The sequence below is a fragment of the Mycobacterium sp. genome, assembly GCF_019243155.1.
Taxonomy (GTDB): Bacteria; Actinomycetota; Actinomycetes; order Mycobacteriales; family Mycobacteriaceae; genus Mycobacterium.
In genome coordinates, this window is record NZ_JAFAUS010000042.1 from 1 (window position 1) to 24,838 (window position 24,838).

26 protein-coding genes and 1 pseudogene are annotated in these 24,838 nt (G+C 68.5%); 12 read left to right on the forward strand and 15 right to left on the reverse strand.

Features of this window, described 5'->3' with window-relative positions; genetic code table 11:
- From JOZ00_RS02115 to JOZ00_RS02165, 11 genes and pseudogenes are all read left to right on the forward strand, one after another.
- Positions 1 to 177 (forward strand): annotated as a pseudogene (locus JOZ00_RS02115) (4-hydroxy-3-methylbut-2-en-1-yl diphosphate synthase); the annotation flags it as partial.
- A 58-nt stretch (positions 178 to 235) separates the two neighbouring features.
- Positions 236 to 1,090 carry a GNAT family N-acetyltransferase gene (locus JOZ00_RS02120; RefSeq protein ID WP_293339000.1) on the forward strand — a complete coding sequence of 285 codons (855 nt, stop codon included), beginning with the start codon at positions 236 to 238 and terminating at the stop codon, positions 1,088 to 1,090.
- Positions 1,091 to 1,183: 93 nt separating this feature from the next.
- Positions 1,184 to 3,004: a penicillin-binding transpeptidase domain-containing protein gene (locus tag JOZ00_RS02125; protein ID WP_293339003.1), complete on the forward strand. Its 1,821-nt coding sequence runs from the start codon at positions 1,184 to 1,186 to the stop codon at positions 3,002 to 3,004.
- Positions 3,005 to 3,068: 64 nt separating this feature from the next.
- Positions 3,069 to 3,650 carry a DUF1707 domain-containing protein gene (locus JOZ00_RS02130; protein WP_293339006.1) on the forward strand — a complete coding sequence of 194 codons (582 nt, stop codon included), beginning with the start codon at positions 3,069 to 3,071 and terminating at the stop codon, positions 3,648 to 3,650.
- A 131-nt stretch (positions 3,651 to 3,781) separates the two neighbouring features.
- Complete coding sequence (gene map, locus JOZ00_RS02135; RefSeq protein ID WP_293339008.1) at positions 3,782 to 4,639, forward strand: type I methionyl aminopeptidase; 858 nt, start codon at positions 3,782 to 3,784, stop codon at positions 4,637 to 4,639.
- A gap of 4 nt (positions 4,640 to 4,643) precedes the next feature.
- A complete protein-coding gene (locus JOZ00_RS02140; RefSeq protein ID WP_293339011.1) occupies positions 4,644 to 6,143 on the forward strand; it encodes a cobyric acid synthase in 1,500 nt (499 codons plus the stop codon).
- 118 nt (positions 6,144 to 6,261) lie between these two features.
- Entirely contained in the window at positions 6,262 to 6,813 is a 552-nt protein-coding gene (locus JOZ00_RS02145) for an alpha/beta hydrolase (protein ID WP_293339013.1), read from the forward strand.
- A 51-nt stretch (positions 6,814 to 6,864) separates the two neighbouring features.
- Positions 6,865 to 8,238, forward strand: a complete 1,374-nt coding sequence (locus JOZ00_RS02150; protein WP_293339016.1) for a glutamine synthetase family protein — start codon at positions 6,865 to 6,867, stop codon at positions 8,236 to 8,238.
- Positions 8,219 to 8,962, forward strand: a complete 744-nt coding sequence (locus tag JOZ00_RS02155) for a gamma-glutamyl-gamma-aminobutyrate hydrolase family protein (protein WP_293339018.1) — start codon at positions 8,219 to 8,221, stop codon at positions 8,960 to 8,962. The genes JOZ00_RS02150 and JOZ00_RS02155 overlap by 20 nt, the downstream gene beginning before the upstream one ends.
- A 1-nt stretch (position 8,963) precedes the next feature.
- Complete coding sequence (locus JOZ00_RS02160; RefSeq protein WP_293339021.1) at positions 8,964 to 10,331, forward strand: aldehyde dehydrogenase family protein; 1,368 nt, start codon at positions 8,964 to 8,966, stop codon at positions 10,329 to 10,331.
- Entirely contained in the window at positions 10,332 to 11,111 is a 780-nt protein-coding gene (locus JOZ00_RS02165; RefSeq protein ID WP_293339024.1) for a 3-oxoacyl-ACP reductase, read from the forward strand.
- Here the strand turns inward: JOZ00_RS02165 and JOZ00_RS02170 are convergent.
- Entirely contained in the window at positions 11,093 to 12,061 is a 969-nt protein-coding gene (locus JOZ00_RS02170; RefSeq protein WP_293339027.1) for a PPE domain-containing protein, read from the reverse strand. The two genes, JOZ00_RS02165 and JOZ00_RS02170, sit on opposite strands and share 19 nt — an antisense overlap.
- Before the next feature lie 53 nt (positions 12,062 to 12,114).
- Here JOZ00_RS02170 and JOZ00_RS02175 point away from each other — a divergent pair, with 53 nt between their 5' ends.
- Entirely contained in the window at positions 12,115 to 12,411 is a 297-nt protein-coding gene (locus JOZ00_RS02175; RefSeq protein WP_293339030.1) for a hypothetical protein, read from the forward strand.
- A gap of 278 nt (positions 12,412 to 12,689) precedes the next feature.
- On the opposite strand, the gene JOZ00_RS02180 is transcribed toward JOZ00_RS02175, so the two are convergent.
- The 14 genes from JOZ00_RS02180 to JOZ00_RS02245 all read right to left on the reverse strand — a co-directional run.
- Entirely contained in the window at positions 12,690 to 13,823 is a 1,134-nt protein-coding gene (locus JOZ00_RS02180) for a nucleotide pyrophosphatase/phosphodiesterase family protein (protein WP_293339032.1), read from the reverse strand.
- 20 nt (positions 13,824 to 13,843) lie between these two features.
- Positions 13,844 to 14,587: a DUF6390 family protein gene (locus tag JOZ00_RS02185; protein ID WP_293339035.1), complete on the reverse strand. Its 744-nt coding sequence runs from the start codon at positions 14,585 to 14,587 to the stop codon at positions 13,844 to 13,846.
- Positions 14,584 to 15,714 (reverse strand): hydrogenase formation protein HypD, encoded by a 1,131-nt coding sequence (hypD, locus tag JOZ00_RS02190; protein ID WP_293339037.1) that lies wholly within the window; start codon positions 15,712 to 15,714, stop codon positions 14,584 to 14,586. Before hypD ends, JOZ00_RS02185 begins: the two co-directional genes overlap by 4 nt.
- 15 nt (positions 15,715 to 15,729) lie before the next feature.
- Entirely contained in the window at positions 15,730 to 16,002 is a 273-nt protein-coding gene (locus JOZ00_RS02195) for a HypC/HybG/HupF family hydrogenase formation chaperone (protein ID WP_293339039.1), read from the reverse strand.
- Positions 16,003 to 16,016: 14 nt separating this feature from the next.
- Positions 16,017 to 17,129: a hydrogenase expression/formation protein HypE gene (gene hypE, locus JOZ00_RS02200; protein WP_293339042.1), complete on the reverse strand. Its 1,113-nt coding sequence runs from the start codon at positions 17,127 to 17,129 to the stop codon at positions 16,017 to 16,019.
- Positions 17,126 to 17,800, reverse strand: coding sequence for an SIS domain-containing protein (locus JOZ00_RS02205; RefSeq protein WP_293339045.1), 675 nt, complete (start codon positions 17,798 to 17,800; stop codon positions 17,126 to 17,128). The genes hypE and JOZ00_RS02205 overlap by 4 nt, the downstream gene beginning before the upstream one ends.
- Positions 17,800 to 18,579: a hydrogenase assembly protein HupF gene (locus JOZ00_RS02210; protein WP_293339048.1), complete on the reverse strand. Its 780-nt coding sequence runs from the start codon at positions 18,577 to 18,579 to the stop codon at positions 17,800 to 17,802. Before JOZ00_RS02210 ends, JOZ00_RS02205 begins: the two co-directional genes overlap by 1 nt.
- Entirely contained in the window at positions 18,576 to 20,921 is a 2,346-nt protein-coding gene (gene hypF / locus JOZ00_RS02215; RefSeq protein WP_293339051.1) for a carbamoyltransferase HypF, read from the reverse strand. Before hypF ends, JOZ00_RS02210 begins: the two co-directional genes overlap by 4 nt.
- Before the next feature lies 1 nt (position 20,922).
- A complete protein-coding gene (locus JOZ00_RS02220) occupies positions 20,923 to 21,231 on the reverse strand; it encodes a HypC/HybG/HupF family hydrogenase formation chaperone (RefSeq protein WP_293339054.1) in 309 nt (102 codons plus the stop codon).
- 3 nt (positions 21,232 to 21,234) lie between these two features.
- Entirely contained in the window at positions 21,235 to 21,735 is a 501-nt protein-coding gene (locus JOZ00_RS02225; protein ID WP_293339057.1) for a hydrogenase maturation protease, read from the reverse strand.
- Between the two features lie 122 nt (positions 21,736 to 21,857).
- The gene (locus JOZ00_RS02230; RefSeq protein WP_293339060.1) at positions 21,858 to 23,222 is read right to left on the reverse strand and encodes a hypothetical protein; all 1,365 of its coding nucleotides are present in this window, start codon (positions 23,220 to 23,222) and stop codon (positions 21,858 to 21,860) included.
- The gene (locus tag JOZ00_RS02235; RefSeq protein WP_293339063.1) at positions 23,219 to 23,878 is read right to left on the reverse strand and encodes a DUF6084 family protein; all 660 of its coding nucleotides are present in this window, start codon (positions 23,876 to 23,878) and stop codon (positions 23,219 to 23,221) included. The genes JOZ00_RS02230 and JOZ00_RS02235 overlap by 4 nt, the downstream gene beginning before the upstream one ends.
- Entirely contained in the window at positions 23,875 to 24,525 is a 651-nt protein-coding gene (locus tag JOZ00_RS02240) for a DUF5947 family protein (protein WP_293339065.1), read from the reverse strand. The genes JOZ00_RS02235 and JOZ00_RS02240 overlap by 4 nt, the downstream gene beginning before the upstream one ends.
- Positions 24,522 to 24,838, reverse strand: a 317-nt coding sequence (locus JOZ00_RS02245) for a Rieske 2Fe-2S domain-containing protein (RefSeq protein ID WP_366022230.1), incomplete at its 5' end; no start/stop codon positions are given. The genes JOZ00_RS02245 and JOZ00_RS02240, both read right to left, overlap by 4 nt.

The window sequence follows — 24,838 nt, forward strand, 5'->3', positions numbered from 1 at the left end:
GGCAAGGGGCAGATCTTCGTTCGCGGCGAGGTGATCAAGACCGTGCCCGAAGCGAAGATCGTCGAGACGCTGATCGAGGAGGCCATGCGGATCGCCGCCGAGCAGGGCATCGACGTGGACGACGATCACGGTCCGGGCACAACACAGAGCGGTTCGCCCATTGTGACCGTAAGCTGATAGGGGCCGGTTAGAGCCTCAACTGGTCTTCGAGTTCGCATCAGAAGAGAGTTCGCCAATGTCGGCTCCGCCCATCTTCCGCCTTGTCGGCGAGCGACGGGTGTCCGTGGTGCGCGACGCTGCCGCCGTCTGGCGGGTGTTCGAAGACGATCCCGTCGGGTCCTGCATGGTCGCGGCGCGGGTGGCCGACCACGGCATCGACCCGAATTCGATCGGCGGGGAGTTGTGGACGCTGCGCGGCGCCGAGGAGTCGCTGTGCTTCGCCGGCGCCAACCTGATCCCGCTGCGCGGGGCGCTGCCCGACCTGAACGCCTTCGCCGACGAGGCCATGAGCGGCACACGCCGGTGCTCGTCGCTGGTCGGCAGGGCCGACCTGGTGATGCCGATGTGGGAGCGCCTCGAGGCGGCCTGGGGCCCGGCCCGCGACGTGCGCGACCGCCAGCCGCTGCTGGCGCTGTCCAGCCACCCGAACTGCGAGATCGACCCCGGGGTGCGCCAGGTCCGCCCGGAGGAGCTGGATGCCTATCTGGTGGCCGCCGTCGACATGTTCATCGGCGAAGTGGGCGTCGACCCGCGGATCGGTGACGGAGGTCGCGGGTACCGCCGACGGGTGGCCAGCCTGATCGCGGCCGGGCGCGCCTGGGCCCGGTTCGAGCACGGTCAGGTCGTCTTCAAAGCCGAGGTGGGCTCGCAATCGCCGGGAGTCGGCCAGATCCAAGGAGTGTGGGTGCATCCCGAGTGGCGTGGCCTGGGCCTGGGCACCGGCGGCACCGCGACCGTGGCGGCCGTGATCGTCGGCAGCGGGCGGACGGCCAGCCTGTATGTGAACGACTTCAACACCGTGGCGCGCGCCGCTTACGCCCGTGTCGGCTTCGCCGACGTCGGCACTTTCGCGACGGTGCTGCTCGACTAGCCGCCCGTCCGGCGAGAATTACCCCACCCGTAACAGTTTGGTCTCGGTGTGTCGGCGCTGGTCTGCGCCCCGATGTTCATAACATCAGCAACGATGGTAACTCGAACAACACTGGCCTCATCCGCATCGGGCCTGCTGCTCATCGCGGCGATCGCCTTGTCCGGATGCACCCCACGGCCAGATGGCCCCGGCCCGGCCGCGGAGAAGTACTTCCGCGCCCTGTCCGTGGGGGACACCGCGGCGGCGGCCGCACTCAGCGACAACCCCACCGAGGCCCGCGACGCGCTCAACGCGGCCTGGGCCGGCCTGCAGGCGACGCACCTGGACGCGCAGATCCTCAACGCCAAGTACGCCGAGGACACCGGCACGGTCGGCTACCGGTTCACCTGGCACCTGCCCAAGAACCGGACCTGGAGCTACGACGGTCAGCTGCGGATGGCGCGCGACGAGGGCCACTGGCAGGTGCGCTGGGCAACCACCGGGTTGCACCCCAAACTCGGTGAGCACCAGACGTTCGCGCTGCGGGCGGATCAGCCGCACCGGGCGTCGGTCAACGACGTCGGCGGCGGCAACGTGCTGGTGCCGGGCTACCTGTACCACTACACGCTGGACGCGACGCAGGCCGGACCGCCGCAGTCGCTGAGCTTCACCACCCACTCGATCGTCGACGTGCTGAGGCCGTTCAACGACACGCTGACCGACCCGCAGCTGTTGGCCGAGCGGGCCAGTTCGGCGACCACGCCGGTGGACCTGGGCGTCACGCTGCTTCCCGCCGACAACGACAAGGTCTTCCCGGCGATCGGCCGGTTGCCCGGCATCGTCGTCACACCGCAGCCCGAGATGTTGCCCACCGACCCGCATTTCGCGTCGGCGACCGTCGCCGAGGTGAAGAAAGCGGTTGCCGGCCAGCTCGACGGCGAGCCGGGCTGGCGGGTGGTCAGCGTCAATCAGAACAACGTCGAAGTCGAAGTGCTGCACGAGGTTCCGGGGGCGCCGGCGCCGTCGGTGTCGATCACGTTGGACCGGGTGGTGCAGAACGCCGCCCAGCGCGCGGTCGACAACAAGGGCGGCAAGGCGATGATCGTCGTGATCAAGCCGTCGACGGGGGAGATCCTCGCGATCGCCCAGAACGGCGGGGCCGACACGGACGGGTTGCCCGCCACCAATGGCCTTTTCCCGCCGGGCTCGACGTTCAAGATGATCACCGCCGGGGCCGCCGTCGACCGCGACATGGCCACGCCGAACTCGATGCTGGGCTGCCCGGGCCACCTCGACATCGGGCACCGCACCGTCCCCAACTACGGCGGCTTCGACCTCGGCGTGGTGTCGATGTCGCGCGCGTTCGCCAGCTCGTGCAACACGACGTTCGCGGAGTTGAGCAGCCGGATGCCGCCGCGCGGCCTGACCCAGACGGCCGCCGAATACGGGATCGGCCTCGACTACACCGTTGACGGCATCACGACCGTGACGGGGTCGGTGCCGCCGACGGTGGATTTGGCCGAACGCACGGAGGACGGCTTCGGCCAGGGCAAGGTGCTGGCCAGCCCGTTCGGCATGGCCCTGGTCGCCGCCACGGTGGCAGCCGGCAAGACCCCGGTGCCGCAGCTGATTGCGGGCCGGCCGACAGCGGTCGACGGCGATAATGCCCCGATCAGCCCGAAGATGATCGACGCGTTGCGACCGATGATGCGGTTGGTGGTGACCAACGGGACCGCCAAGGAGATCAACGGCTGCGGCGAGATCTACGGGAAGACCGGTGAGGCCGAGTTCCCGGGCGGATCGCACTCCTGGTTCGCCGGATACCGCGGTGACCTCGCCTTCGCATCCCTGATCGTCGGGGGTGGCAGCTCGGAGTGGGCGGTCCGGATGACGAAATTCATGTTCGAGGCGCTGCCGCCGGGCTTCCTGGCCTAGCGCCGGGCGCAGGGGGGCGGCGCCAGCGCGGCGCTTGCGCCCGCAACAGCGGTAAATTGCGAGCATGACGGATACCGGCGGAGACATGGTCGCGTTGCGCGTCTCCGATGCAGACCGCAACGGCACCATGCGGCGGCTGCACAACGCGGTTGCGCTCGGCCTGATCGATATCGACGAGTTCGAGCAGCGCTCGTCGCAGGTCTCGTATGCGCGCACCCGTCCCGAGTTGGACGGGCTGGTCGGCGACCTGCCCGGACCGGGCGCCATCGTCACGTCTGCCGCCGATCGGGTGGAACTGCGTGGCTGGGCCGGCTCGCTGAAGCGCCACGGCGAGTGGACGGTGCCCACCCGCCTGGCGCTGGTGCGCCGGATGGGATCGGTCGAACTCGACCTGACCAAGGCCCGATTCGCGGGGCCGGTGGTGGTCATCGAACTCGACATGAGGATCGGCTCGGTGCACATCCGGCTGCCCGACGGCGCCAGCGCCTCGATCGACGACGTCGAGGTCTACGGCGGCAGCGCCAGCGACCGCCGCAAAGGCGCGCCCGGCGAGGGCAGGCCGCACGTGGTGCTGACCGGCCGGGTGGTGGCCGGCTCGGTCGTCATCCGCGGACCCCGGCGTCGGCCGCTGCTGCGCCGGGCCTGAACCCCCGCATTCGCCGGGTGTGCATTGAGGGCGGGAAATCTCGCGAATTCCCGCCCTACCGACACACTCAACGCCCTTGAAGCACACTCGACGCCCGGTCGGGCCGCCGGGCCTGCCGTTAAGCTGGCGGTATGCCTGCTCGCACCGCGCTCTCGCCCGGAGCGTTGTCCCCGACGCTGCCGGTGCCCAACCGCATCCCGCGCCCCGAATACGCCTGGAAGCCCACCGTCAAAGAGGGCACCGAGCCGTGGGTGCAGACGCCGGAGGTGATCGAGAAGATGCGCGTCGCCGGCCGGATCGCGGCGGCCGCGCTCGAGGAGGCCGGCAAAGCGGTCGCGCCCGGCGTGACGACCGACGAACTCGACCGCATCGCCCACGAATACATGGTCGACAACGGTGCCTACCCTTCGACCCTGGGCTACAAGGGCTACCCGAAGTCGTGCTGCACGTCGCTCAACGAGGTCATCTGCCACGGCATCCCCGACTCGACGGTGGTCGAGGACGGCGACATCGTCAACATCGACGTCACGGCCTACATCGACGGCGTCCACGGCGACACCAATGCGACCTTTCTGGCCGGCGACGTCTCCGAGGAACACCGGCTGCTCGTGGAGCGCACCCGCGAGGCGACGATGCGGGCGATCAAGGCCGTCAAACCGGGACGGGCGCTGTCCGTCGTCGGCCGCGTGATCGAGGCATACGCAAATCGGTTCGGGTACAACGTCGTTCGCGACTTCACCGGCCACGGCATCGGCACCACTTTCCACAACGGGTTGGTCGTGCTGCACTACGACCAGCCCTCCGTCACCACCGAGATCCAGCCGGGTATGACGTTCACCATCGAGCCGATGATCAACCTCGGCGGCCTGGACTACGAAATCTGGGACGACGGCTGGACGGTGGTCACCAGAGACCGCAAGTGGACGGCGCAGTTCGAGCACACCCTGCTGGTGACCGACACCGGCGCCGAAATCCTCACGCTGCCATGAACTTTTGAACGGCGCTCTGCTGGTCGCGGGCACCAGCTCGGACGCCGGGAAATCGGTGGTGGTCGCCGGCCTGTGCCGGTTGTTGGCGCGCAACGGGATTCGGGTGGCGCCGTTCAAGGCCCAGAACATGTCCAACAACTCGGTCGTCACCGTGGAAGGCGGCGAGATCGGCCGGGCCCAGGCGATCCAGGCGCGGGCGGCGGGACTGGCCCCCAGCGTCCGCTTCAACCCGATTCTGCTCAAACCCGGCAGCGACCGGACCTCCCAGCTGGTGATCCGCGGCCAGGTGGCCGACTCGGTCACGGCGACAAACTATGTGCAGCACCGCGACCGGCTCGCCGGCATCGTCATCGACGAATTATCCAGTCTGCGTTCGGAATTCGACGCGGTGATCTGCGAGGGCGCCGGCTCGCCGGCCGAAATCAACCTGCGCGCCACGGATTTGGCCAACATGGGATTGGCCAGGGCCGCGAACTTGCCGGTGATCCTCGTGGGTGACATCGACCGCGGCGGGCTGCTCGCCCATCTTTTCGGGACCGTCGCGGTACTCGAGCCCGACGACCAGGCGCTCATCGCGGGGTTCGTCGTCAACAAATTCCGGGGTGACCCCGCGCTGCTGGAACCCGGATTGCGCCAGCTGCACGAGCTGACCGGCCGCCCGACGTACGGAGTCCTGCCCTACGTCGACGAGCTGTGGCTGGACGCGGAGGATTCGCTGTCGGTGGTCGCACACCGCGTCGTGGGCACCCCGTCGCCGCCGCGCGGACGCGAGTGGCTGCGGGTGGCCGCGATCCGGCTGCCCCGGATTTCGAACTCCACCGACGTCGAGGCGCTGGCGTGCGAACCGGGCGTTCTGGTGCGATGGGTCACCGACCCCGCCGACCTGGCCGATACCGATCTGATCGTGATTCCCGGCAGCAAGGCCACCGTCTCGGACCTGTCCTGGTTGCGCGAGCACGGTCTGGCCGACGCCATCGTCGCTCACGCCCGGGTCGGCAAGCCGCTGCTGGGAATCTGCGGGGGTTTCCAGATGCTGTGCCGCTGCATCAACGACCGGGTGGAATCCAAGAAGGGGGAGGTGCCCGGGCTCGGGCTGCTGGACGCCGACGTCGCCTTCAGTGAGGCGAAAACCTTGCGCCGCTGGGAAGCGCCCCTCACGGGATACGAAATCCATCACGGACGGCTCGCCCGCTGCACGGAGAGCAGTTGGTTCGACGTCGACGCTGCACCGCAGGGAATCGCGCGCGGCGCGGTCTTCGGGACCCATTGGCACGGCCTGCTCGACAACGACGACTTCCGTCGCGGCTGGTTGACCCGCGTTGCCGAGGCGGCCGGCCGAAGCGGCTTCGAGGTGGGCGAGACCAACGTCGCCGCGCGCCGCGACGCGCAACTGGATCTTGCCGCCGACCTGCTGGCTTCCCATCTCGACGTCGATGCCGTCCTCGGCCTGCTCGCCGGTCCGCCACCGCTGCGACCGCGCATCGCAAGTCGGTTGCGGCCGTAGCGCATTCGCGGAAATGGACGATCTCGAGCGGTCCGTCAGACCGGTGCGGACCGCTTAAGATGTTTCCCGATTCGTCGTACACGCAGGCCGATTCCTGTAGCTTGCGTAGGTGTCCTCAATGATGACAACTCTCGACGGATTTCCGGTCCCGGTGGCGATCGCCGGTCCGGAGAAGGGCGTCGTCGTCATCATCGTGGGAGACGATCAGCGGGCCCCCGCCGCGTATGACGCGGTGTGCGAGCGCCTGCACACGGCATCGCTCCGGACGGTCGTCATCGGCCGCGATCCGCGCCTGACCCCCAAGTCCGTGGTCGGCATTCTCGACGCGCTGGGCATCGCCTGGGCCGTCGTGGTGGGGGACCGCGCCGGCGGCGAACTCGCCTGGGAACTGGCCGCGACCAAGCTGGGCCGGTTCGTGGGCCTGGTGGTGGTCGATCGCGGGCACCCGCGCGCCGCCGACCGCGACGGAAATGTGCGCGACGATCACTGCCCACCGGTCGAGATCGGCACCACGGTGCTGTTCAGCTCGCCGGCGGATCGGGCGGTCGCCCGTGCCAGTCAGCAGTACGTCTACGCCGAATACCGCGTGGTGCATCTTGGACGTCGTAGCGTGCAGGAGTCGACGGCACAATTGGCCGCCGAGATCGTATTGCGCACCAGTACCTGGTGACGCCTGGTTGACTACGCTGGCATGGCCGGCAGTCAGACCGCAGAAGGTGTTGTGAACGATCCGAATTCTCCGATGTTGTCGTTGGGCGCGCTCGCGCAACTCGTGGACATCGGCGGGGTCGACACCGTCATCGTCGCCTTCGCCGACATGCAGGGGCGGCTCGTCGGTAAGCGGGTGGCCGCGCGGCTGTTCGTCGAGGAGATGGCCGCCCACGGCGCCGAGTGCTGCAGCTACCTGCTCGCTGTCGACGTCGAGATGAACACGGTGAGCGGCTATGCGCTGTCGAGCTGGGACACCGGATACGGCGACATGGTGATGAGGCCGAACCTGAACACCCTGCGGCTCGTTCCCTGGCTGCCCGACACCGCCCTGGTGCTGGCCGACCTGGGCTGGGCCGACGGCAGCCCGGTCGCGGTGTCGCCGCGCGCGATCCTGCGCCGCCAACTCGACCGGCTGGGCGAGCGCGGCCTGGTCGCCGATGTTGCCACCGAGCTGGAATTCATCGTGTTCGACGAGCCGTATCGCCAGGCCTGGGCCGCCGGCTACCGCGGACTCACCCCGGCCAGCGACTACAACATCGACTATGCGATCTCCGCGTCCTCTCGGATGGAGCCGCTGCTGCGCGACATTCGCCAAGGGATGCAAGGAGCCGGCCTGCAGTTCGAGGCCGTCAAAGGCGAATGCAACAGTGGCCAGCAGGAGATCGGTTTCCGCTACGACGAGGCGCTGGTCACCTGCGACAACCACGTCATCTACAAGAACGGCGCCAAAGAGATCGCCGACCAGCACGGCAAGAGCCTGACGTTCATGGCGAAATACGATGAGCGCGAAGGCAATAGCTGCCACATCCATTTGTCGCTGCGCGACGCGGACGGCTCGGCGGTGTTCGCCGACGGCGACGGCCCGCACGGCATGTCGTCGACGTTTCGCGCCTTCCTGGCCGGCCTGCTGGCCACCTTGCGCGACTTCACGCTGTTCTATGCGCCGAACATCAACTCCTACAAGCGATTTGCCGATGGCAGCTTCGCCCCCACGGCGCTGTCCTGGGGTCTGGACAATCGCACCTGCGCTCTGCGGGTGGTCGGCCACGGGCGCAACACCCGGGTCGAGTGCCGGGTCCCCGGCGGCGACGTCAACCCCTACCTTGCGGTGGCGGCACTGATCGCCGGCGGGCTGTACGGTATCGAAAAGGGTCTTGCGTTACCGGAGCCGTACGCCGGGAACGCCTATGAAGCCCCCGATGTCGAGCGGCTGCCCAACACACTGGCCGAAGCGGCGTCGGTGTTCGAGGCATCGACGCTCGCGCGGGAGGCGTTCGGCGACGACGTTGTCGCCCACTACCTGAACAACGCGCGCGTGGAGCTGGCGGCGTTCAACGCGGCGGTCACCGACTGGGAGAGGATGCGTGGATTTGAACGCATGTAAGTCCAGACCGGTAGTCGGCCTGACGAGTTATCTCGAGCGGATACAGACCGGAATCTGGGACATGCCCGCGGGATACCTGCCCGCCGACTACTTCGAGGGCGTCATCTCGGCCGGCGGGATCGCGGTGCTGTTGCCTCCGCAGCCGGTGGATCCCGACATCGTCGGCTCGGTCCTGGACAGCCTGCACGCGCTGGTGATCACCGGCGGGTACGACGTCGACCCCGCCGCGTACGGTCAACAGCCGCACGCGACCACCGACAAGCCGCGCAGCGAACGCGACGCATGGGAACTCGCGCTGTTGCGCGGCGCTCTGGACCGCGGGCTGCCGGTGCTGGGGATCTGTCGCGGCGCACAGGTTCTCAACGTCGCGTTCGGCGGCACGCTGCACCAGAACCTGCCCGACGTCATCGGCCACAGCGGGCATCGCGCGGGCAACGGCGTGTTCACCAGGCTGCGGGTGCAAACGGTGGCCGGCACCCGGCTGGCCGCGCTGGTGGGGCAGTCCGCCGACGCACCGTGCTACCACCATCAGGCCATCGACAAAGTGGGCGACGGCCTCGTGGTCAGCGCGTGGGATCCCGATGGCGTGGTCGAAGCGCTGGAGCTGCCCGGGGACAACTTCGTCCTTGCGGTGCAATGGCATCCCGAACAAGCCCTGGAAGATCTGCGGTTGTTCACCGCGATCGTGGACGCCGCGCGTTCCTACGCGGAGCGCGTCGGCTGACATGGGCCCTGTGCTGCAACTGATCAACCCCGCCACCGAAGAGGTGCTGCGCTCGATCGAGCACCTCGACGCCGCTGGGGTGGACGATGCGGTGGCCCGTGCGCGGGCCGCCCAGCGACGCTGGGCGGCGCTGTCACCGGCCGAAAGGGGCGCCGGCCTAAGGGCATTCGCCGCCGCCGTCGACGCCCATCTCGACGAGCTGGCGGCACTCGAGGTCGCCAACTCGGGCCATCCCATCGCGTCCGCCGAATGGGAGGCCGGCCACGTCCGTGACGTGTTGACGTTCTATGCCGCCAGCCCGGAGCGCTTGTCCGGCAAGCAGATTCCGGTGGCCGGGGGACTGAACGTCACCTTCAACGAGCCACTCGGCGTGGTGGGGGTGATCACGCCCTGGAATTTCCCGATGATGATCGCGTCCTGGGGCATCGCGCCGGCCCTGGCCGCGGGCAACGCCGTGCTGGTCAAACCCGCCGAATGGACGCCCCTGACCACCATCCGGCTCGCCGAGCTGGCGGCGGAGGCGGGGCTGGACGCGGATCTGCTGCAGGTGCTGCCGGGCGAGGGTTCCGTCGTCGGCGAGCGGTTCGTCGCTCACCCTGACATTCGCAAGATCGTCTTCACCGGCTCGACCCGCGTCGGCAAAAAGGTGATGACCGGCGCCGCCGCTCTGGTCAAGCGGGTGACGCTGGAACTGGGCGGCAAGAGCGCCAACATCATCTTCGATGACTGCGACCTCGAGCGCGCCGCGGCGGCCGCGCCAGCGGGGGTATTCGACAACGCCGGGCAGGACTGCTGTGCCCGCAGCCGGATCCTGGTGCAGCGCAACGTCTACGACCGGTTCATGGAGCTGCTGGAGCCCGCGGTGCGCGGTGTGGTGGTCGGGGATCCACGCTCCCGTGACACCGAGATGGGTCCGCTGGTGTCAGCGGCGCACCGCGACAAGGTGGCCTCCTACGTACCCGACGGCGCGCCGGTCGCTTTCCGTGGCACGGCGCCGTCCGGCCGCGGGTTCTGGTTTCCGCCAACGGTTCTCACCCCGGCCCGCACCGACCGGTCCGTCATCGACGAGATCTTCGGCCCCGTCGTCACGGTCCTGGCGTTCGATGACGAGGCCGACGCCATCGCGCTGGCCAATGACACCAGCTACGGCCTGTCCGGATCGATCTGGACCGACGATCTGTCCCGCGCGCTACGGGTGTCGCGGGCGGTGGAATCCGGAAACCTGTCGGTGAATTCACATTCGTCGGTGCGCTACAACACCCCGTTCGGTGGTTTCAAGCAGTCGGGGCTCGGTCGTGAACTCGGCCCGGACGCGCCGCTGCATTTCACCGAGACCAAGAACGTGTTCATCGCGATCAGGGAGGACTAGGTGGCGGTCGATCTCACCCAACGACTGGCGGACCGCGTGGCAGTCATCACCGGCGGCGGCAGCGGAATCGGATTGGCCGCCGGACGGCGGATGCACGCCGAGGGCGCGACCATCGTCGTCGGTGACATCGACGGAAACGCCGGCGCCGCGGCGGCGGCCGAACTGTCCGGATTGTTCGTCCCCGCCGACGTTTCCGACGAGGATGCGGTCAATGCGCTGTTCGACACGGCGGCCCAGTCCTACGGCCGCGTCGACATCGCGTTCAACAACGCCGGCATCTCGCCTTCCGACGACGACCTCATCGAGAACACCGAACTCCCTGCGTGGCAGCGAGTCCAGGACGTCAATCTCAAGTCGGTGTACCTGTGTTGCCGTGCGGCACTGCGGCACATGGTTCCCGCGCAGCGGGGTTCGATCATCAACACGGCGTCGTTCGTCGCGGTGCTGGGGTCGGCGACGTCGCAGATCTCCTACACCGCGTCCAAGGGTGGTGTCCTGGCCATGTCGCGGGAGTTGGGCGTGCAATTCGCCCGGCAGGGCATCCGGGTGAACGCCCTGTGCCCGGGGCCGGTCAACACTCCGCTGCTGGAGGAGCTTTTCGCCAAAGATCCCGAACGGGCCGCCCGGCGGCTCGTGCACGTGCCGGTGGGCCGCTTCGCGAATCCCGACGAAATCGCCTCTGCCGTAGCATTTCTGGCCAGCGACGACGCGTCATTCATCACGGCATCGACGTTCTTGGTCGACGGCGGCATCAGCGCGGCCTACGTCACACCTCTGTAAGCCGGCTGATGGCGGGTCGGTTCGCTGACCGCCACCAAGCGGACTGGCGCCCAGCCCTGCGAAAGGTCCTCCGTCTCAACCGGATTGGGCATGATGGCGGTCGTCCAGGCATCCGGTACCGACAGCCTCCCGACCGCCGTCGCGCGCCCGAATGCCGCGGTGACGGCGGCGCCCCGGACGCCGCTCGGATTCGGCAGCAGCGCCTGCAGGGCCGCCCCCTTGTTCATTGCGTTCAGGTGAATGATCGCCGAACCCGACGGTGCGGTCAGCGAACTGAGTTTGGACAGCGACGGGGTGATCGCCAGCAGTGGAGCGTCGAACGTGGCAAGCGGCGACGACACGAGCTCCCGTAGCGCATCGGCAATGGTGGACATCACTTCGTGGCCGGTCGATACGACTTCGGGCGCGGCGGCCAGCGTCCAGTTGTCGCGCGGCCGGCCCGCGTCACCAATCGGTGAGCGGAACGGCGCCATCCTCGCTGCGTCGGCCGACGCCCGGGCATAGCCGGTCAGGGCGTCGGCGTCCTGCGCCCACATCCGTTCGTATTCGGCGTCGGCCTCCGCGATCGCCGGACCGGCATGGCCCAGCGGGTTCGTCGATGCCAGCGACGTCCGTAACGCAAGGATGGCGTCGATCACCGCCGGGGGTGCCATCGCGGCCAGCGCCGACTCGTAAGCGCTCGCGGCCGCCCGCGCCTGCGCGGCCGCCGTCTGCGCTTGAGCGGCGGCCTTTTTCAGCCAGTCGATCTGCGGTGCCGCGGCCCGGCTCGCCGCCGCGGCGGCCGGCCCCCGCGCCAGTGTGGAGGTCGTCGCGGCGTAGGCCACGGCCATCTCGGAAAGCTGGGTGGCCAGCCGATCCCAGGCCGCGGCGGCGGAGGTCATCGATTCCGACCCTGGGCCGGAGTGCATTCGCCCGGAGTTGATTTCCGGCGGAAGCGTGGTGAAGTGCATCGCTATCCTTCAGGCAAAGACGTGCTTGAGATCGACTGGCGTCGAATTGCTGAGTGCCGCTGGAACTACGCGAAGCGGTGGACTGTCAGCAGCGCGTGACGCAGAGCCGGGTCAAAAGGTCTTGGCCGCCAGGAAAATACGCGGGGGAGCGATTGCGGGTGCCGCCGGGCGCATACGCCGCGGGAACGAACGAAGCCGTCGAAAGCGACCGGGCCGACTGCGGTGACCATCTCGGCCACGTCTGCGGCCGACCTTGCGTCATCCACATGCTGTGGAACGGCTTCTTGTTCACCGGTCCGGCTCCGCACAGGCACCCGGCGACCTGGTTCGCCAATCGGGGGCTGCCATGAAGTTGCGGATGGGATGTCGGTGTTCCGGCATCTGCCGCGTGCGACCACGCCGCCGGCTCCGGCAGTGCGGCGGCGGAGAACTGCGGGCGCAACGCCGAACCCGCGACGAGGGCAGCGAACAAACCGAGGGCGGCGACAACCGCGATGGCCGGTTGCCATCGCCGAGTTTTACCTGCTCGTCGCGGATCCACTGTGTCTGCGACCCTACAACAGAACCCTTGACGGTTAACGCGATCTGGCTGTGAAAACGATCAAAGTCGGTTGTGTATTGGCCGACGTCAGCCGCGCCAGAAGAGCAGGGGGATCGCCACTTCGGCGGCAGTGGCCGCGCCGTGGAAGCCGATGAGGCGAGCCGATTCCGGGGGCTCGTGTGCGGTTGCCAGCACGGCGGTGTCGCCGGTGCAGATCACCACCACGTCACCGATCCGCGCCAGATGCCGGGGGTCGACAGGCCCGAACATTCCCGTGGCCACGGCCTGCTCGCGGCTGTAGACGCCTGCCCGGCCATCCAGCAACTCGGCCCATCTCGCCCGCACCTCGTCCGCGGCGCCGGGTTCGGTGTGGAGATAACGCACGCGCGGCTCGCCCGCCACTAGTCGGACGCCCTCGCTTAGCCGTGCGTCGGTATCGAGGTCGACGCGGGTGTCCGGCGGGACATTGAGCCCGCCGTGATCGGCGGTCACCAGCAGCGCCGCGTTGCGCGGCAACGTCTCGACCAACCTGGTCAGCAGAGCATCGACGGCCGCCGCGGCCATATGCCAGTGCGGGGAACCGATGCCGAATAGATGGGCCGCGGTGTCCAGGTCGGCCAGGTAGCCGAAGACCAATCCGGGCGCCGCCTGCAACGCGTCGGCCACCAGCTGTGCGTAGTCAGCGGCCGGCTCGGCCGGGTGAAATTCCGCGCCGCGGTACGCCGCTTCGGTCAGCCCACTGCCGGCAAACGCCGCGGGCAGTATGACGCGGGCGCTGATGCCTGCGTCCTTGAGCCGCTCGAACCACGTCGGCAACGGCTGCCAAACGGCGGGGGCCGGGTCGTCGCGCCAGCGGATGTGGTTGATCACCCGATCGGTGCCGGGCACGTTCAGCGTGAAGCCCAGGATCCCGTGCTCGCCGGGCTGCGCGCCGGTTGCCAGGGACACCAGGTTGGTCGGAGTGGTCGACGGGAAAGCGGAGATTAGCTGCGTCGCGCTGGCCGCGGTTCCGGCCAGCACGGCCGCCAGCAGCGGTGCGTCTCCCGCCAGCCGCGGCAGCAGATGCCAGCCCATGCCGTCCACCAGCACGACGAGGACGCGATCGATCTCGTCGGCGCCAACCCCGTTCGTCAACGCCAGCGTGTCCACGGCACCCGGGACGCCGAGCAGCGCGGCCGCCGACGGCAGCACGTCGCAGATGGAACCGGGCGCCAAAGACATGGGGCCAGTCTGGCACGCCGCTAGACGCGGGCCAGCCGTTGACTGGTGACGCGCAGCTGACGGTTGGTGGCTTCGGTGAGCGCGCCGACCTGCCCTGCTGACAGCCGGCCGCACAGCCGGTCCCAATGCACCGCGACTTCGTCGCCGACGGCCACGTCGGGCACCGCACTGTAGCCGTCGGCCCAGACGTCGAGCCGGCGCGGCGCGGGCTGCGACAGCGTCAGCGCCCGGCCGTCCCAGAGCAGCCTCTCGCACACCACCTCGACGTCATCGCCATCGCGGGAAACCACTGTGCCCCAGGTGATCCGGCAGTTGTCCAGCACGCCCAGCGGGTGTTCATCCATGCTGCCGCCGTTACGGCCCAGGAACCGCGTCCACGGATACACGCCGAACACGTGGAAGCAGTGGTTGCCTGCCGCCTCGCGGGCCAGATGCGGCGTGAGGTGTGACCAGTACCGGCCCGCCTGCGGGCCGATGATGGCCAGCAGCGCATCGAAGAAGGCCTGGGGGTCCAGATCGGCGGCGACGCCGCCGCCCAGCCAATACGACTCGACGAGCCGGTAATCCAGCGGATCGGCGATACCGGTCAGCCGGGACAGCACCCGAAGGTATGGCCAGGCGCCCGAAAATCCCTTCGCCGCGACGCGTACCTCGTCCACGGAACCGTCGCGCAGCGTGGCGCCCAGCGGGGGACCGCAATAGCCCAGTGCGTTCGGGGCGTACGCGTAGCGGGCGAACATGTCGACGCCGCGGGTATCCGTCAAGTGCGTCCCACCAACTTGACGGCGTCGCGGTGCATGCGCCCGAAGTTGTAGTAGGCCGCACAGGCGCCTTCGGGGGACACCATGCAGGTCCCGATCGGGGTCTCAGGTGTGCAGGCGGTGCCGAAAACCTTGCATTCCCAAGGCTTTAACACGCCCTTGAGCACCTCGCCGCATTGGCAGGCCTTCGGGTCGGCGACCCGCACGCCCGGCATCGCGAACCGCAGTTCGGCGTCGAACTCCGCGAAGTCGTCGTGCAGCCGCAGCGCGCTCTGCGAGATGAACCCCAGCCCGCGCCATTCGAAGTGCGGACGCAACGCGAACACCTTGCCCATCAGGGTCAGGGCGGCCGGATTGCCGTTCTCGGGCACCACGCGCTTGTACTGGTTTTCCACCTCGCAGCGGCCCTCGCGGATCTGGCGCAACAGCATTGCGACCGCCGCCAGGATATCCAGCGGCTCGAATCCGGCCACCACCAACGGCTTTCGGTACACCTCGGGCACGAAGCGGTAGGGCCGGTTGCCGACCACCGTCGACACGTGCCCGGGTCCGATGAAACCCGACAGCCGCAGGTCCGGCGATTCCAGGATGGCCTTGATCGGCGGCACGATGGTGACGTGGTTGCAGAACACGCTGAAATTGGGCAAGCCCAGATCGCGCGCCCGCACCAGCGTCACCGCGGTCGAGGGCGCGGTGGTCTCGAATCCGATGGCGAAGAACACCACGTGCTTTTCGGGATTGTCGATCGCGATCTTCAGCGCATCCAGCGGGGAGTAGACGAACCGAACGTCGGCGCCGCGCGCCTTGGCGTCCAACAGGCTGCCGTTGGAGCCGGGCACCCTCATCATGTCGCCGAAACAGGTGAAGATCACGTCGGGTTGGCCGGCCAGCCACATCGCGTCGTCGATGCGGCCCATCGGGATCACGCAGACCGGGCAGCCCGGGCCGTGCACCAGCTCGACGGCGTCGGGCAGCAGGTGCTCGATGCCGTGGCGGTAGATGGTGTGCGTGTGCCCGCCGCACACCTCCATGAACTTGAACTGTTCGCCATCACCACCGGCCAGGTGCTCGATGGCCCCCAACAGTTTTCGCGCCGCCGCGGGGTCGCGGAATTCGTCGACGAATTTCATTTCTCTCCCTCCCGCTCAGACAATGGCCGAGGAGTCGAAGGCTTCCATCTCGGTGGTGTATGCCTCGCCGAGCTTCTTGATGGCCGCCAGCGTGAGCAACGCCTCGGTTTCGTCGATCTTGGCCATCGCGAACCCGACGTGGACCAGCACCCAGTCGTCGGGCTGGGGGTCGTCACCCTCCAGCAGTCGCACGCTGATGGTACGCTGCACGCCGCTCACGTCGACCTTCGCCAAATAGTTTGCGGGATCAGTGATCTCAACGATCCGGCCCGGTATTCCTAGGCACATCTTTAGTTCCCTTCTCAGCAGATTCGCGGCAGCGGATCCCCGACGAGCATGTCGACGATCCGGGTGCCCCCGAATCCGGTGCGCAGCACCACGCTTTCGGCAGGCTCGGGGACGATCTCCCCGACCTCGGCCGCTTGGGCGCCCAACGGATGCGACCGCAGCGCTTCCAGCCCGGCCTTGGCCTCCTGCGGTGCGACGACGGCGACGAACTTGCCCTCGTTGGCGACATAGAGCGGATCGATGCCGAGCAGTTCGCACGCCCCGGTGACCATGGGCGCCACAGGCAATCGATCCTCTTCGAGCAGCACCCCGAGGCCGCAGGCCTGGGCCAGCTCGTTGCACACGGTGCCCACCCCGCCCCGGGTGGCGTCGCGCAGCCATCGGGTGGACGGGGCCGCCGCCATCAGCAGTTCCACCAGCGGGCTTACGCACGCGGTGTCCGAGGCGATGTCGGCCTCGATGGCCAGATCGCCGCGGGCGAGCATGACGGCCATGCCGTGATCGCCCATCGACCCCGACAGCAGCACCTTGTCGCCGGTGCGGACCGACTGAGCCGACAGCGTGCGCCCCGCGGGAATGACGCCGGCTCCGGTGGTCGTGATGAACAGGCCGTCTGCGGCGCCCTTCGGCACCACCTTGGTGTCGCCGGTGACGATCTGCACGCCCGCCGCAGCGGCGGCGGCCGCCATGTCGGCGACGATCTCTTTGAGTTCGCCGATCGGGAAACCTTCTTCGAGCACGAACGCCGCCGATATCCACGACGGCACACCGCCGGCCATCGCGACGTCGTTGCAGGTGCCGTGGACGGCGAGTTCACCGATGGAACCGCCGGGAAAACGCCTGGGCTGCACCACAAACGAGTCGGTAGACATCGCCAGCTGGTCGCCGCCGGGCAGGGAGAGGACCGCGCCGTCGCCCAGCGTCTGCAGCGTCGGGTTGCGGAACGCCTCCACGAACACCGCGTCCACCAGTGCGGCCGACGCCTTGCCGCCCGCCCCATGCGCCAGGGTCACGTGGTCATCGAGCAGCCGCGGCCGCCGCCGACGGAACGATTCGATCCGCTCGATCACCTCGCCCTCGGCGAAGCGCGGTCCCGACGACAGGTAGTCGCCTTTTGATTTGTTCATGCGGCCCCCAAACCTTGGTCGTCACCGAGTCGTTGGTGGACTGCCAGCCACAACCGATAGCCCAGCAGCGCCTGCGATTCCTGAATACGGTGCACGCTCTGCGAACGAACAACGAAGCAGGCGTCCACATTCGGGTTGTCCGCGAACGCCCCGCCGTCATAGCCGGCGAAACCGACGGTGTACAGCCCGCGTTGGCGTCCCTCGGCGAGCGCGGTCAACAGATTGGGCGAATTGCCGCTGGTCGACATGGCGATCGCGATGTCCCCGCTTTTCGCCCGCGCGATCAGCTGCCGGGCGAACACGAGCTCGAATCCGACGTCATTGCCGAGCGCGGTCAGGATCGCCTGATCAGCGGTCAACGACCACGCCGGCAGCGAGTTGCCGATCGCCGGCCGCGCGAACAGCCCCGCCAAAGTGGTGGAATCGGTGCAGCTGCCACCGTTTCCGAATGTGAACAGCCGCCCGCCCTCCGCGAAACGGCGTGCCATCTCGGTGGCGGACCGGTCCAGCAGATCGGCGTTGGCTTCCAGCGTGGAACGCCGCAACGCCAGGCTCTCGGCTGCCTTGGCTTCCGCCGACGCGGCCAGGTCGGCCAGCAGAGCCGAGGGGTCGTGTTCTTCGGCGTCGATGAACGGATACAGGAAGTTGGTGGGTTCGTTTGGCGGAGCCATCAGCAGCCCTCCTCGTCGCTGTCGCCACTTGGCCCATTGCGTCGCTCCTCAATCCCGGCTGCGCCGGGATCTTCGTCGCCGACGCGACTGATCGCCGTCCCGGCGTGCACCAGTACCAGCTCGCCGGCGGCGATCGGATCGACGAGCGTCGTCACCACGCTCTCGACCCCTCGGGCGGTGCGTACCGTCGCCTGTCCGTCGCCACAGGCTGCTATTACCTCGCCCAGCCGCCCCTCGTCGCTGCACGTGACGCAGACGTCCTCGGCGCCATTCGGTTTGAGCAACCCGGAGTGCTCGAAACACACGTGGGTCAGCTCCCACAACAGGTGGTAGAACAACACGAAGCCGCCGGTGGCGGGCACTCGTGGATCGGGATCGTCGAGCCACAGCACATGTTCTGCCATACCGGCTTTGGGCCGTTCGCCGCTGCCGATCCAGACCGTGGTGGCGCCCCACGCCGGGGCGCGGCGCATCACCGAGCGAACCTGCGGCTCGTCCGCGCCGGACACCGCGACCACGAGGTCGCCGGGCCGCACCGAAACCCGTACCAGGTCCACCAGATCGGGCCCGGTCAGTGCGACCGCCGGCAGGGCCCGTTTACCCATGATCACCGGATGGACGAATTCGACCGCGATGTGCAGCGCATGCGGTTCCAGCGACGGCGCGATAGACCACATGGTCGCGCCCGCGGCGAAACGCTTGGCCAAAGTGAAGGCCGTTGCGGCGAGGTCTTCTGCCAGCTCGGCGCCCAGCCCCCGATCGATGGCGGTCGTGCTCATGAGTAACCCTCCTCCCGCGCGGTCAACATCGAAATCACTGCCTGCCCCAGCGCCAGACCACCGTCGTTCGGCGGCACGATGTGATGGGTCAGCACCTCAAACCCGGCCAGCTGCAATCGCTTACGGCAAGCGCCCAGCAGCAGCACGTTCTGGAACACCCCGCCGCTCAGGCCCACCAGCCGGACTCCGTCCGCCGCCTGGACGACCACCCGGACGACGGCATCGGCGACCGCCTCGTGAAACGCGGCGGCCAGCACGGCGGGGTCGGTGCCGGCGTAGAGCGCCGACACCATCGTCTGCACCGTGGTGCCGGGGTCGATCACCCCGTCGGCACGCACCATGAACGGCAGCGACGGCCACCCGCGATCGCCCAGGGCTGAACTCGCCAGCGCCTCGAGCTCGATGGCGGCCTGGCCTTCATAGTCGATCCGGTGCCGGACCCCGAGCAGGGAGGCGACCGCGTCGAACAGCCTGCCCATGCTCGAACACGGCACACATCCGGTGCCGCTCTCCAATTGCGAACGAATGAGCCGCAATTCGTCGGGCGCGGCGGCGGCGACGGGCGCCAGATCCGGGGTCCAGTCGATGCCGGCCAGCCACAGCTGCGACAACGCCATCCGCCATGGGTTGCGCACAGCGGCGTCACCGCCCGGCAGCGGCACCGGCAGTAGATGGCCGGATCGGACGAAGCGGTGGCTGTCGCTGCCCAGACGCAGGATCTCCCCGCCCCAGATGGTCTGGTCGCAGCCATAACCGGTGCCGTCGAAGGAGACTCCGACGATGGGTTCGCCGACGCGACCGTGTTCTGCCAGCAGCGACACCACGTGCGCGTGGTGGTGCTGGACGAGGTCCAGCGGACGCTCGCCCGCGTGCCGCTCGGCCCAGCCCCGCGTGTGATACCCGGGATGTAGATCGGCGGCCAACCGTGCCGGCGTGCCACGTATCTCGCTGAGCTGTCCCACCGCGCGCTCGAAGGCCCGCAGCGTCTCCAGCGTGGCCATGTCGCCGATGTGCCCCGACACGTAGGCGCGCGAGCCGTCGGTGAGGCAGAAGGTGTTCTTCAGCTCCCCGCCCACCGCCAGCACCGAAGGCCCCGCGATCTTGACGTCCACCGGTAGTGGCGCGTAGCCGCGGGAGCGGCGGATCGGCAGCTCTCGCCCGTCGACCACGCGCACCACCGAGTCATCACACGGCACGTGGATTCCGCGGTCGTGATCGAGCACCGCATCGCACAGCGACGAAAGCCTCTGCGCAGCATCGTTTTCCGTGAAGCAGATCGGCTCGTCCGAGCGGTTCGCGCTGGTCAGCACCAAGGCGTCGGGACGGCGCTGGCCGGCACCGGGCACCGGCGCCAGCAGCAGGTGGTGAATGGGGGAGTACGGCAGCATCAGCCCCAGCAACGGGCTGCCGGGCGCGACCCCGTCGGCGACCGGCGCGCCGGCCCGTCGCCGCAGCAGCACGATCGGGCGGGCGGGGCTATCAAGCACCGCGGCCTCGGCCGGATCGACGTAGGCGTAGCGCCGCGCGACGTCGAGGTCGCGGACCAGCATGGCGAAAGGCTTGGCGCCGCGTGCCTTTCGCGCCCGTAGCGCGGCGACGGCGACATCGTCGTCGACCCGGCAGGCCAGGTGGTAGCCGCCTACGCCCTTGACAGCGACCACTTCACTGGCCGCCAGCGCGCGCTGAGTGGCGGCCAGCGCGGCGTCGGATCCGTCGACCCGACCCGCCGCCGTCCTAAACCACAGCGACGGACCGCACTTCGGGCAGGCGATCGGCTGCGCATGGAAGCGGCGATCGGCCGGGTCGTGGTATTCGGCGGCGCAGCGGTCACACATGGCGAATGCCGCCATGGTGGTGGCCGGGCGGTCGTAGGGCAGCTCGCGGATGATGGTGAACCGCGGACCGCAATTGGTGCACGTGACGAACGGGTGGCGGTAACGCCGGTTGCGCGGGTCGAACAGCTCCGCGACACAATGCTCGCAGATCGCGACATCGGCGGGAATCGGTGTCAGCGGCGCACCGACGCTCGTCCGGCTCGCCACGATTTCGAATGCGGGTGCGCAGGCGGTGTCGGCTGCGAGTTCGGTGACCGTGACGGTGCTGATCCTCGCCAGGGGCGGGGCTTCGCCGCGCAACCGGTGGCAGAACTCCTGTATCCGTGCGGGCTGACCCTGCACCTCGACGAAGACCGCGCCGGAATCGTTTCCGACGAAGCCGACCAGACCGAGCTCGGTCGCGATCCGGTGGACGAACGGACGGAAGCCAACCCCCTGGACGACACCGGTCACCGTGACGCGCTGCCGAATGTCTTCGGACCGCAACATCAAGGGGGTCTTGGTCATTTCAGCCGCCCTCCGGACTGAGTATGTCCACGTCCATCTTTAGGTCCATCTCCGGGTCCATCTCCAGGTCCTCGACGCGACCCCGGCCCATCAGCTCCAAGCCCGCCATGGCCTGCTCGGCCCCGGCCCGGTCCGTCTTCTCGACGGCGAAACCCATGTGGATGATCACCCAGTCTCCCGGAGAGAACGTCTCCTCCGGCAACATCCCGATGTTGACCCGGCGTTGTTCGCCGGTGACGTCGACCAGCGCCAGCTGCCCCTCGAAACCGTCGAGCATCCTGATGAACTGGCCCGGTATCCCAAGACACATGGTTCAGCCCTCCCGCTCCGCCGCGGTCGACTGCGGGGGGCCCTGCAATGCCGCGACAATTTCGTTGACCGCCCGCGCGGCCCGGGGGACCGCCTTGGCGACCGGCTCGGTCAGCCCGATCCCCTCCTCGACGCTGCCCGCCTCGCAGCCGACGACCACGGTGTAGGGCGGACTGCCGCCCAGTGCCCGCAGGCTGGCGAAGACCGCGGCGGGGTCCATGCTGTGGCCGTCGAGACCGCTTGTGTCCGAGGGTGGATCGTGCTCGGCCTGAAAGACGTGCAGCGTGCCCGGATGGCCGCGGCTGGGCACCGCATCGACCAGAACCAGCGTGTCCCAGTGCTCGAGCAGATCGTAAGCCAGGTGCATGCCACGGATGCCGTAGTCGATGACTTGAACGGTCGGATCATCCTGGGGGAGTGCGGCATTGCGGACGACCTCAGATCCGAAGCCATCATCCCCCAGGAATATATTGCCGATCCCGGCTACCAGGATGCGTGCTGTCATCGTGTTACCCGCTGTCTACATCCGCCTCAGCTTGAGATAACGCCGCGCATCGGGCAGCGACACCACGCCCAGTCCCACCGCGACGGCGACGACCAGCGCGATGACGGCGATGAAAATCCAACCTACGATTTCCATGTCGGACTCCTTTCTGGGTTTGTTGCGGATTGGTCCGTCCCGAGCGGCTCGACCTCGTCAGGGGAGAAGTACAAATAGCGCCCGTACCAGTCGTGCAGGTCCGCGGCGGGATCGTCCTCGACCACGACCCCGATGTGCTTGTTGCCCTCGACGTCGGAGTGCACGGAGGTGACGCGCGCGGTCCTGCCCGCGACGAAGATGTCCTGCGCGTCGGCGTTGCGTCTCGGCCGCAGCCGGACCTGGCTGCCCCGCGCCACCGCAACCCCGTTCACCAACACGGCATCGATCTCGGGACGAACGGCGTTGTCGGCCAGCGGATCCCACCAGTCCACGCCCTCAGGGATCTCGGGTACCAGGCCGATGGCCTCGTTAAGTGCGTGCGGATCGCGCAGCACACCGTGCAGTCGGGTCATCGCCTCGGGCGACATGGCGTCGCACTGATCGATGATCCGCGCGGCCCGCGGATCGGTGGCCCGGGCCTGCGCCTTCTCCTCGTCCGTCATCGTCATCACGCGCAGGGTGAGGATCTCGTCGATCTCCGTGCAGTCGTACAGCGCGGTGTCGCTCTGTTCGGCGACCTCGGGGTGGTCGTAGAGAATGATCGGCGAGATCAGCAGCATGTCGCCGGCGCCCGGCGGACCGGCCAGCACCGGGAAGCAGCGATGCCGGCCGCACCGCGACACCGCGCCGGTCGCGTGCTTCGGCGGTTCGAGCAGCGAAATGAACTCACCGCCAACGACTTCAGCGACGATATGCGTCCCGATCAGGGAACGCGCGATGGCGTCGGTCTTGTCGCGCGCGGCCGCACCGATGTTGCTGAGCCGTACCGAAACCCGGCGCAGGTCGCCGTCCGGCTCGCTGGTGACGCGCAGGACCGCGCGCACTTCGGACCGTTCGCGAACGAGGCGACCACCGTCGAGCGGTTCGATGTCGGTTGCGGCGTCGGCCGTCACCGGCAGCTCGAGATCGCCGAAAGCGAGCTCGGTGAAACAGACTTCGCACTCGACGGCCTCGTCCCAGGTCAGCCACGACCCCGACGGGGTGGTCAGCTCGTCCACGCACTCGAACTCACCAGGCCCGACGGCGCGCTCGGCACGGCGGTGTTGCAACTGCAGGAACCGCACCACCAGGGTGATCGTCTCGGCTCCCTCGACCAGGAAGTCGGCGGCGAGGGTGTTGTCTTCGCCCAGTCCGGCGTCCGCCGCACCGGGCGGGCCCAAAACGCCGAACTGCCAACGTGATTGATTCTTACTCGACGTCCCTCGGTACGGGTAGAGCAGATAGCCCTCGTAGAGCACCGCGTCGGCGACGGCGCGGGCGCGGGCCCAGCTCGAGGTGTGCGACGCGGTCACCGTGCCACCTCGCGATCGGCCGCGGTATGCAGCAACTCGGTGACGGCGTGGTCGAAGTCGAGCAGCCCCCGCGCCGACTTGTAGCCGGCGAGTGCGGCGACGGTGTCGTGACTCAGCCGCACCCAGCCGCTGTTCGGGAAGTGCTGGGCGATCAGGTCCCGCCACACCTGCACCGGCATGTCGTAACGGCATTCGCAGTCCCACGGCACCTGCTGCACGGAGAAGCCGCGCCCAGCGTTGACGAAGATGGTTCCGCTGAACAGGAATTGGAGCGGCAGTGTCCCATCGCGCAGCGCATGCAGGTATTTGGCGGCGGCGACCTCGAAATCGTAAGTGCAATCCAGCGGCAGCGCCACAGTCGTCGTACCGGTGAATCCCTGCACCATCGCGGTGCAGTGCTGCCAGAGGAACGTGCGTTGGGTGCTCGCCCAGCGTTCGCGGGGGCCGAACAGGTCCAGCAGGCCATCCGCCTCGTCGTCGGTATAGGAACGGCGCAACGGCTCGATGCGCACCTGGCACCGCAGGGCGATGGCGTGCACGGGGTCCGGCCCGCCGGCGGTGATGCCGACCCGGGCGGTGAGCACCGGGCTGACCGCGTACGGTTCGGCGACCACGTCGAGAACCGCGAAGTCCACCTCCACCGGCCCGCCGGTCATGGCGGCGTCTCCGTTGCCCGGGCGCCGACCCGCGCGAAGAAGTCGTCGATGAATGCGCGGGCCTGCTGGCCGCCGTCAAACCCCCGCCACAACATGCGCAGGCGCCCGACGAATTCGTAGCAGGCGTCGATGGGGACCAGATAGGTTTGCGGCTGCGGCGTTTCGCCATTCTGCGAGCCGTCGGTCTCGGGGACCCGTACCAGTAGCGCCTCCACGTCCTCGGCGAGCAGACCCACCCGCGAGTCGGCGCCGCCGATGGCGTCCCAGACCTCTAGGTCCAACTCGGATTCGGTTGCTCCCGCCGGGCCCGGATAGAAGGCGACGGTCCGGCCGAGGGCGGAGTTGGTGAAGAAGAACGCCACGCCGACGGGGATCTGCAACGCATCCCACGCGCGGCGGTCCAACGCGAAGTCGGGGAACGACAGGTACCGGTCCGGCACCGCGCGGTAGCGCAGTTCGGCGTCGGGATCGGTGAACAGCAGATAGCAGGCGCGGCAGACGCACATGAGCTGCCGCCCGGCCACATTGACGACATGCTGGTGCTCGTCGGCGATCGACTCCGCACACATCTCGCACCGCTCGCCGGCCTGTTCGGGAGGGCGGCGGTCGCTTCTGATGCGCGCCAGGACGTCGTATGGAGTCGTCATGTGCCCGCTCCCATCGGTTCTCGCAACGCCACCGACGGCACGCCGTCACGGGCCAGCAGCGGCAGGGGCTCGAGGTGGGTTCCGTCCGGGCCGGCACCGGCATGCACGACGTCGAAATGCGTGCCGCAGCGCGGGCAGACGAGCAGCCCCTCATGCAGTTGCGCGCCCGCAAGCGAGTCGTCGCACAACGGGCAGTGGTCCCGGTAGGCCAGCGTCTGATCGTCGACCCGGCACACCAGCAGCGGGATGCCCGCGATCAGGAAGCCCGCGACCTCGCCCGGCGCCAGCTCGGCCGACTCTGGCACCGGATGCC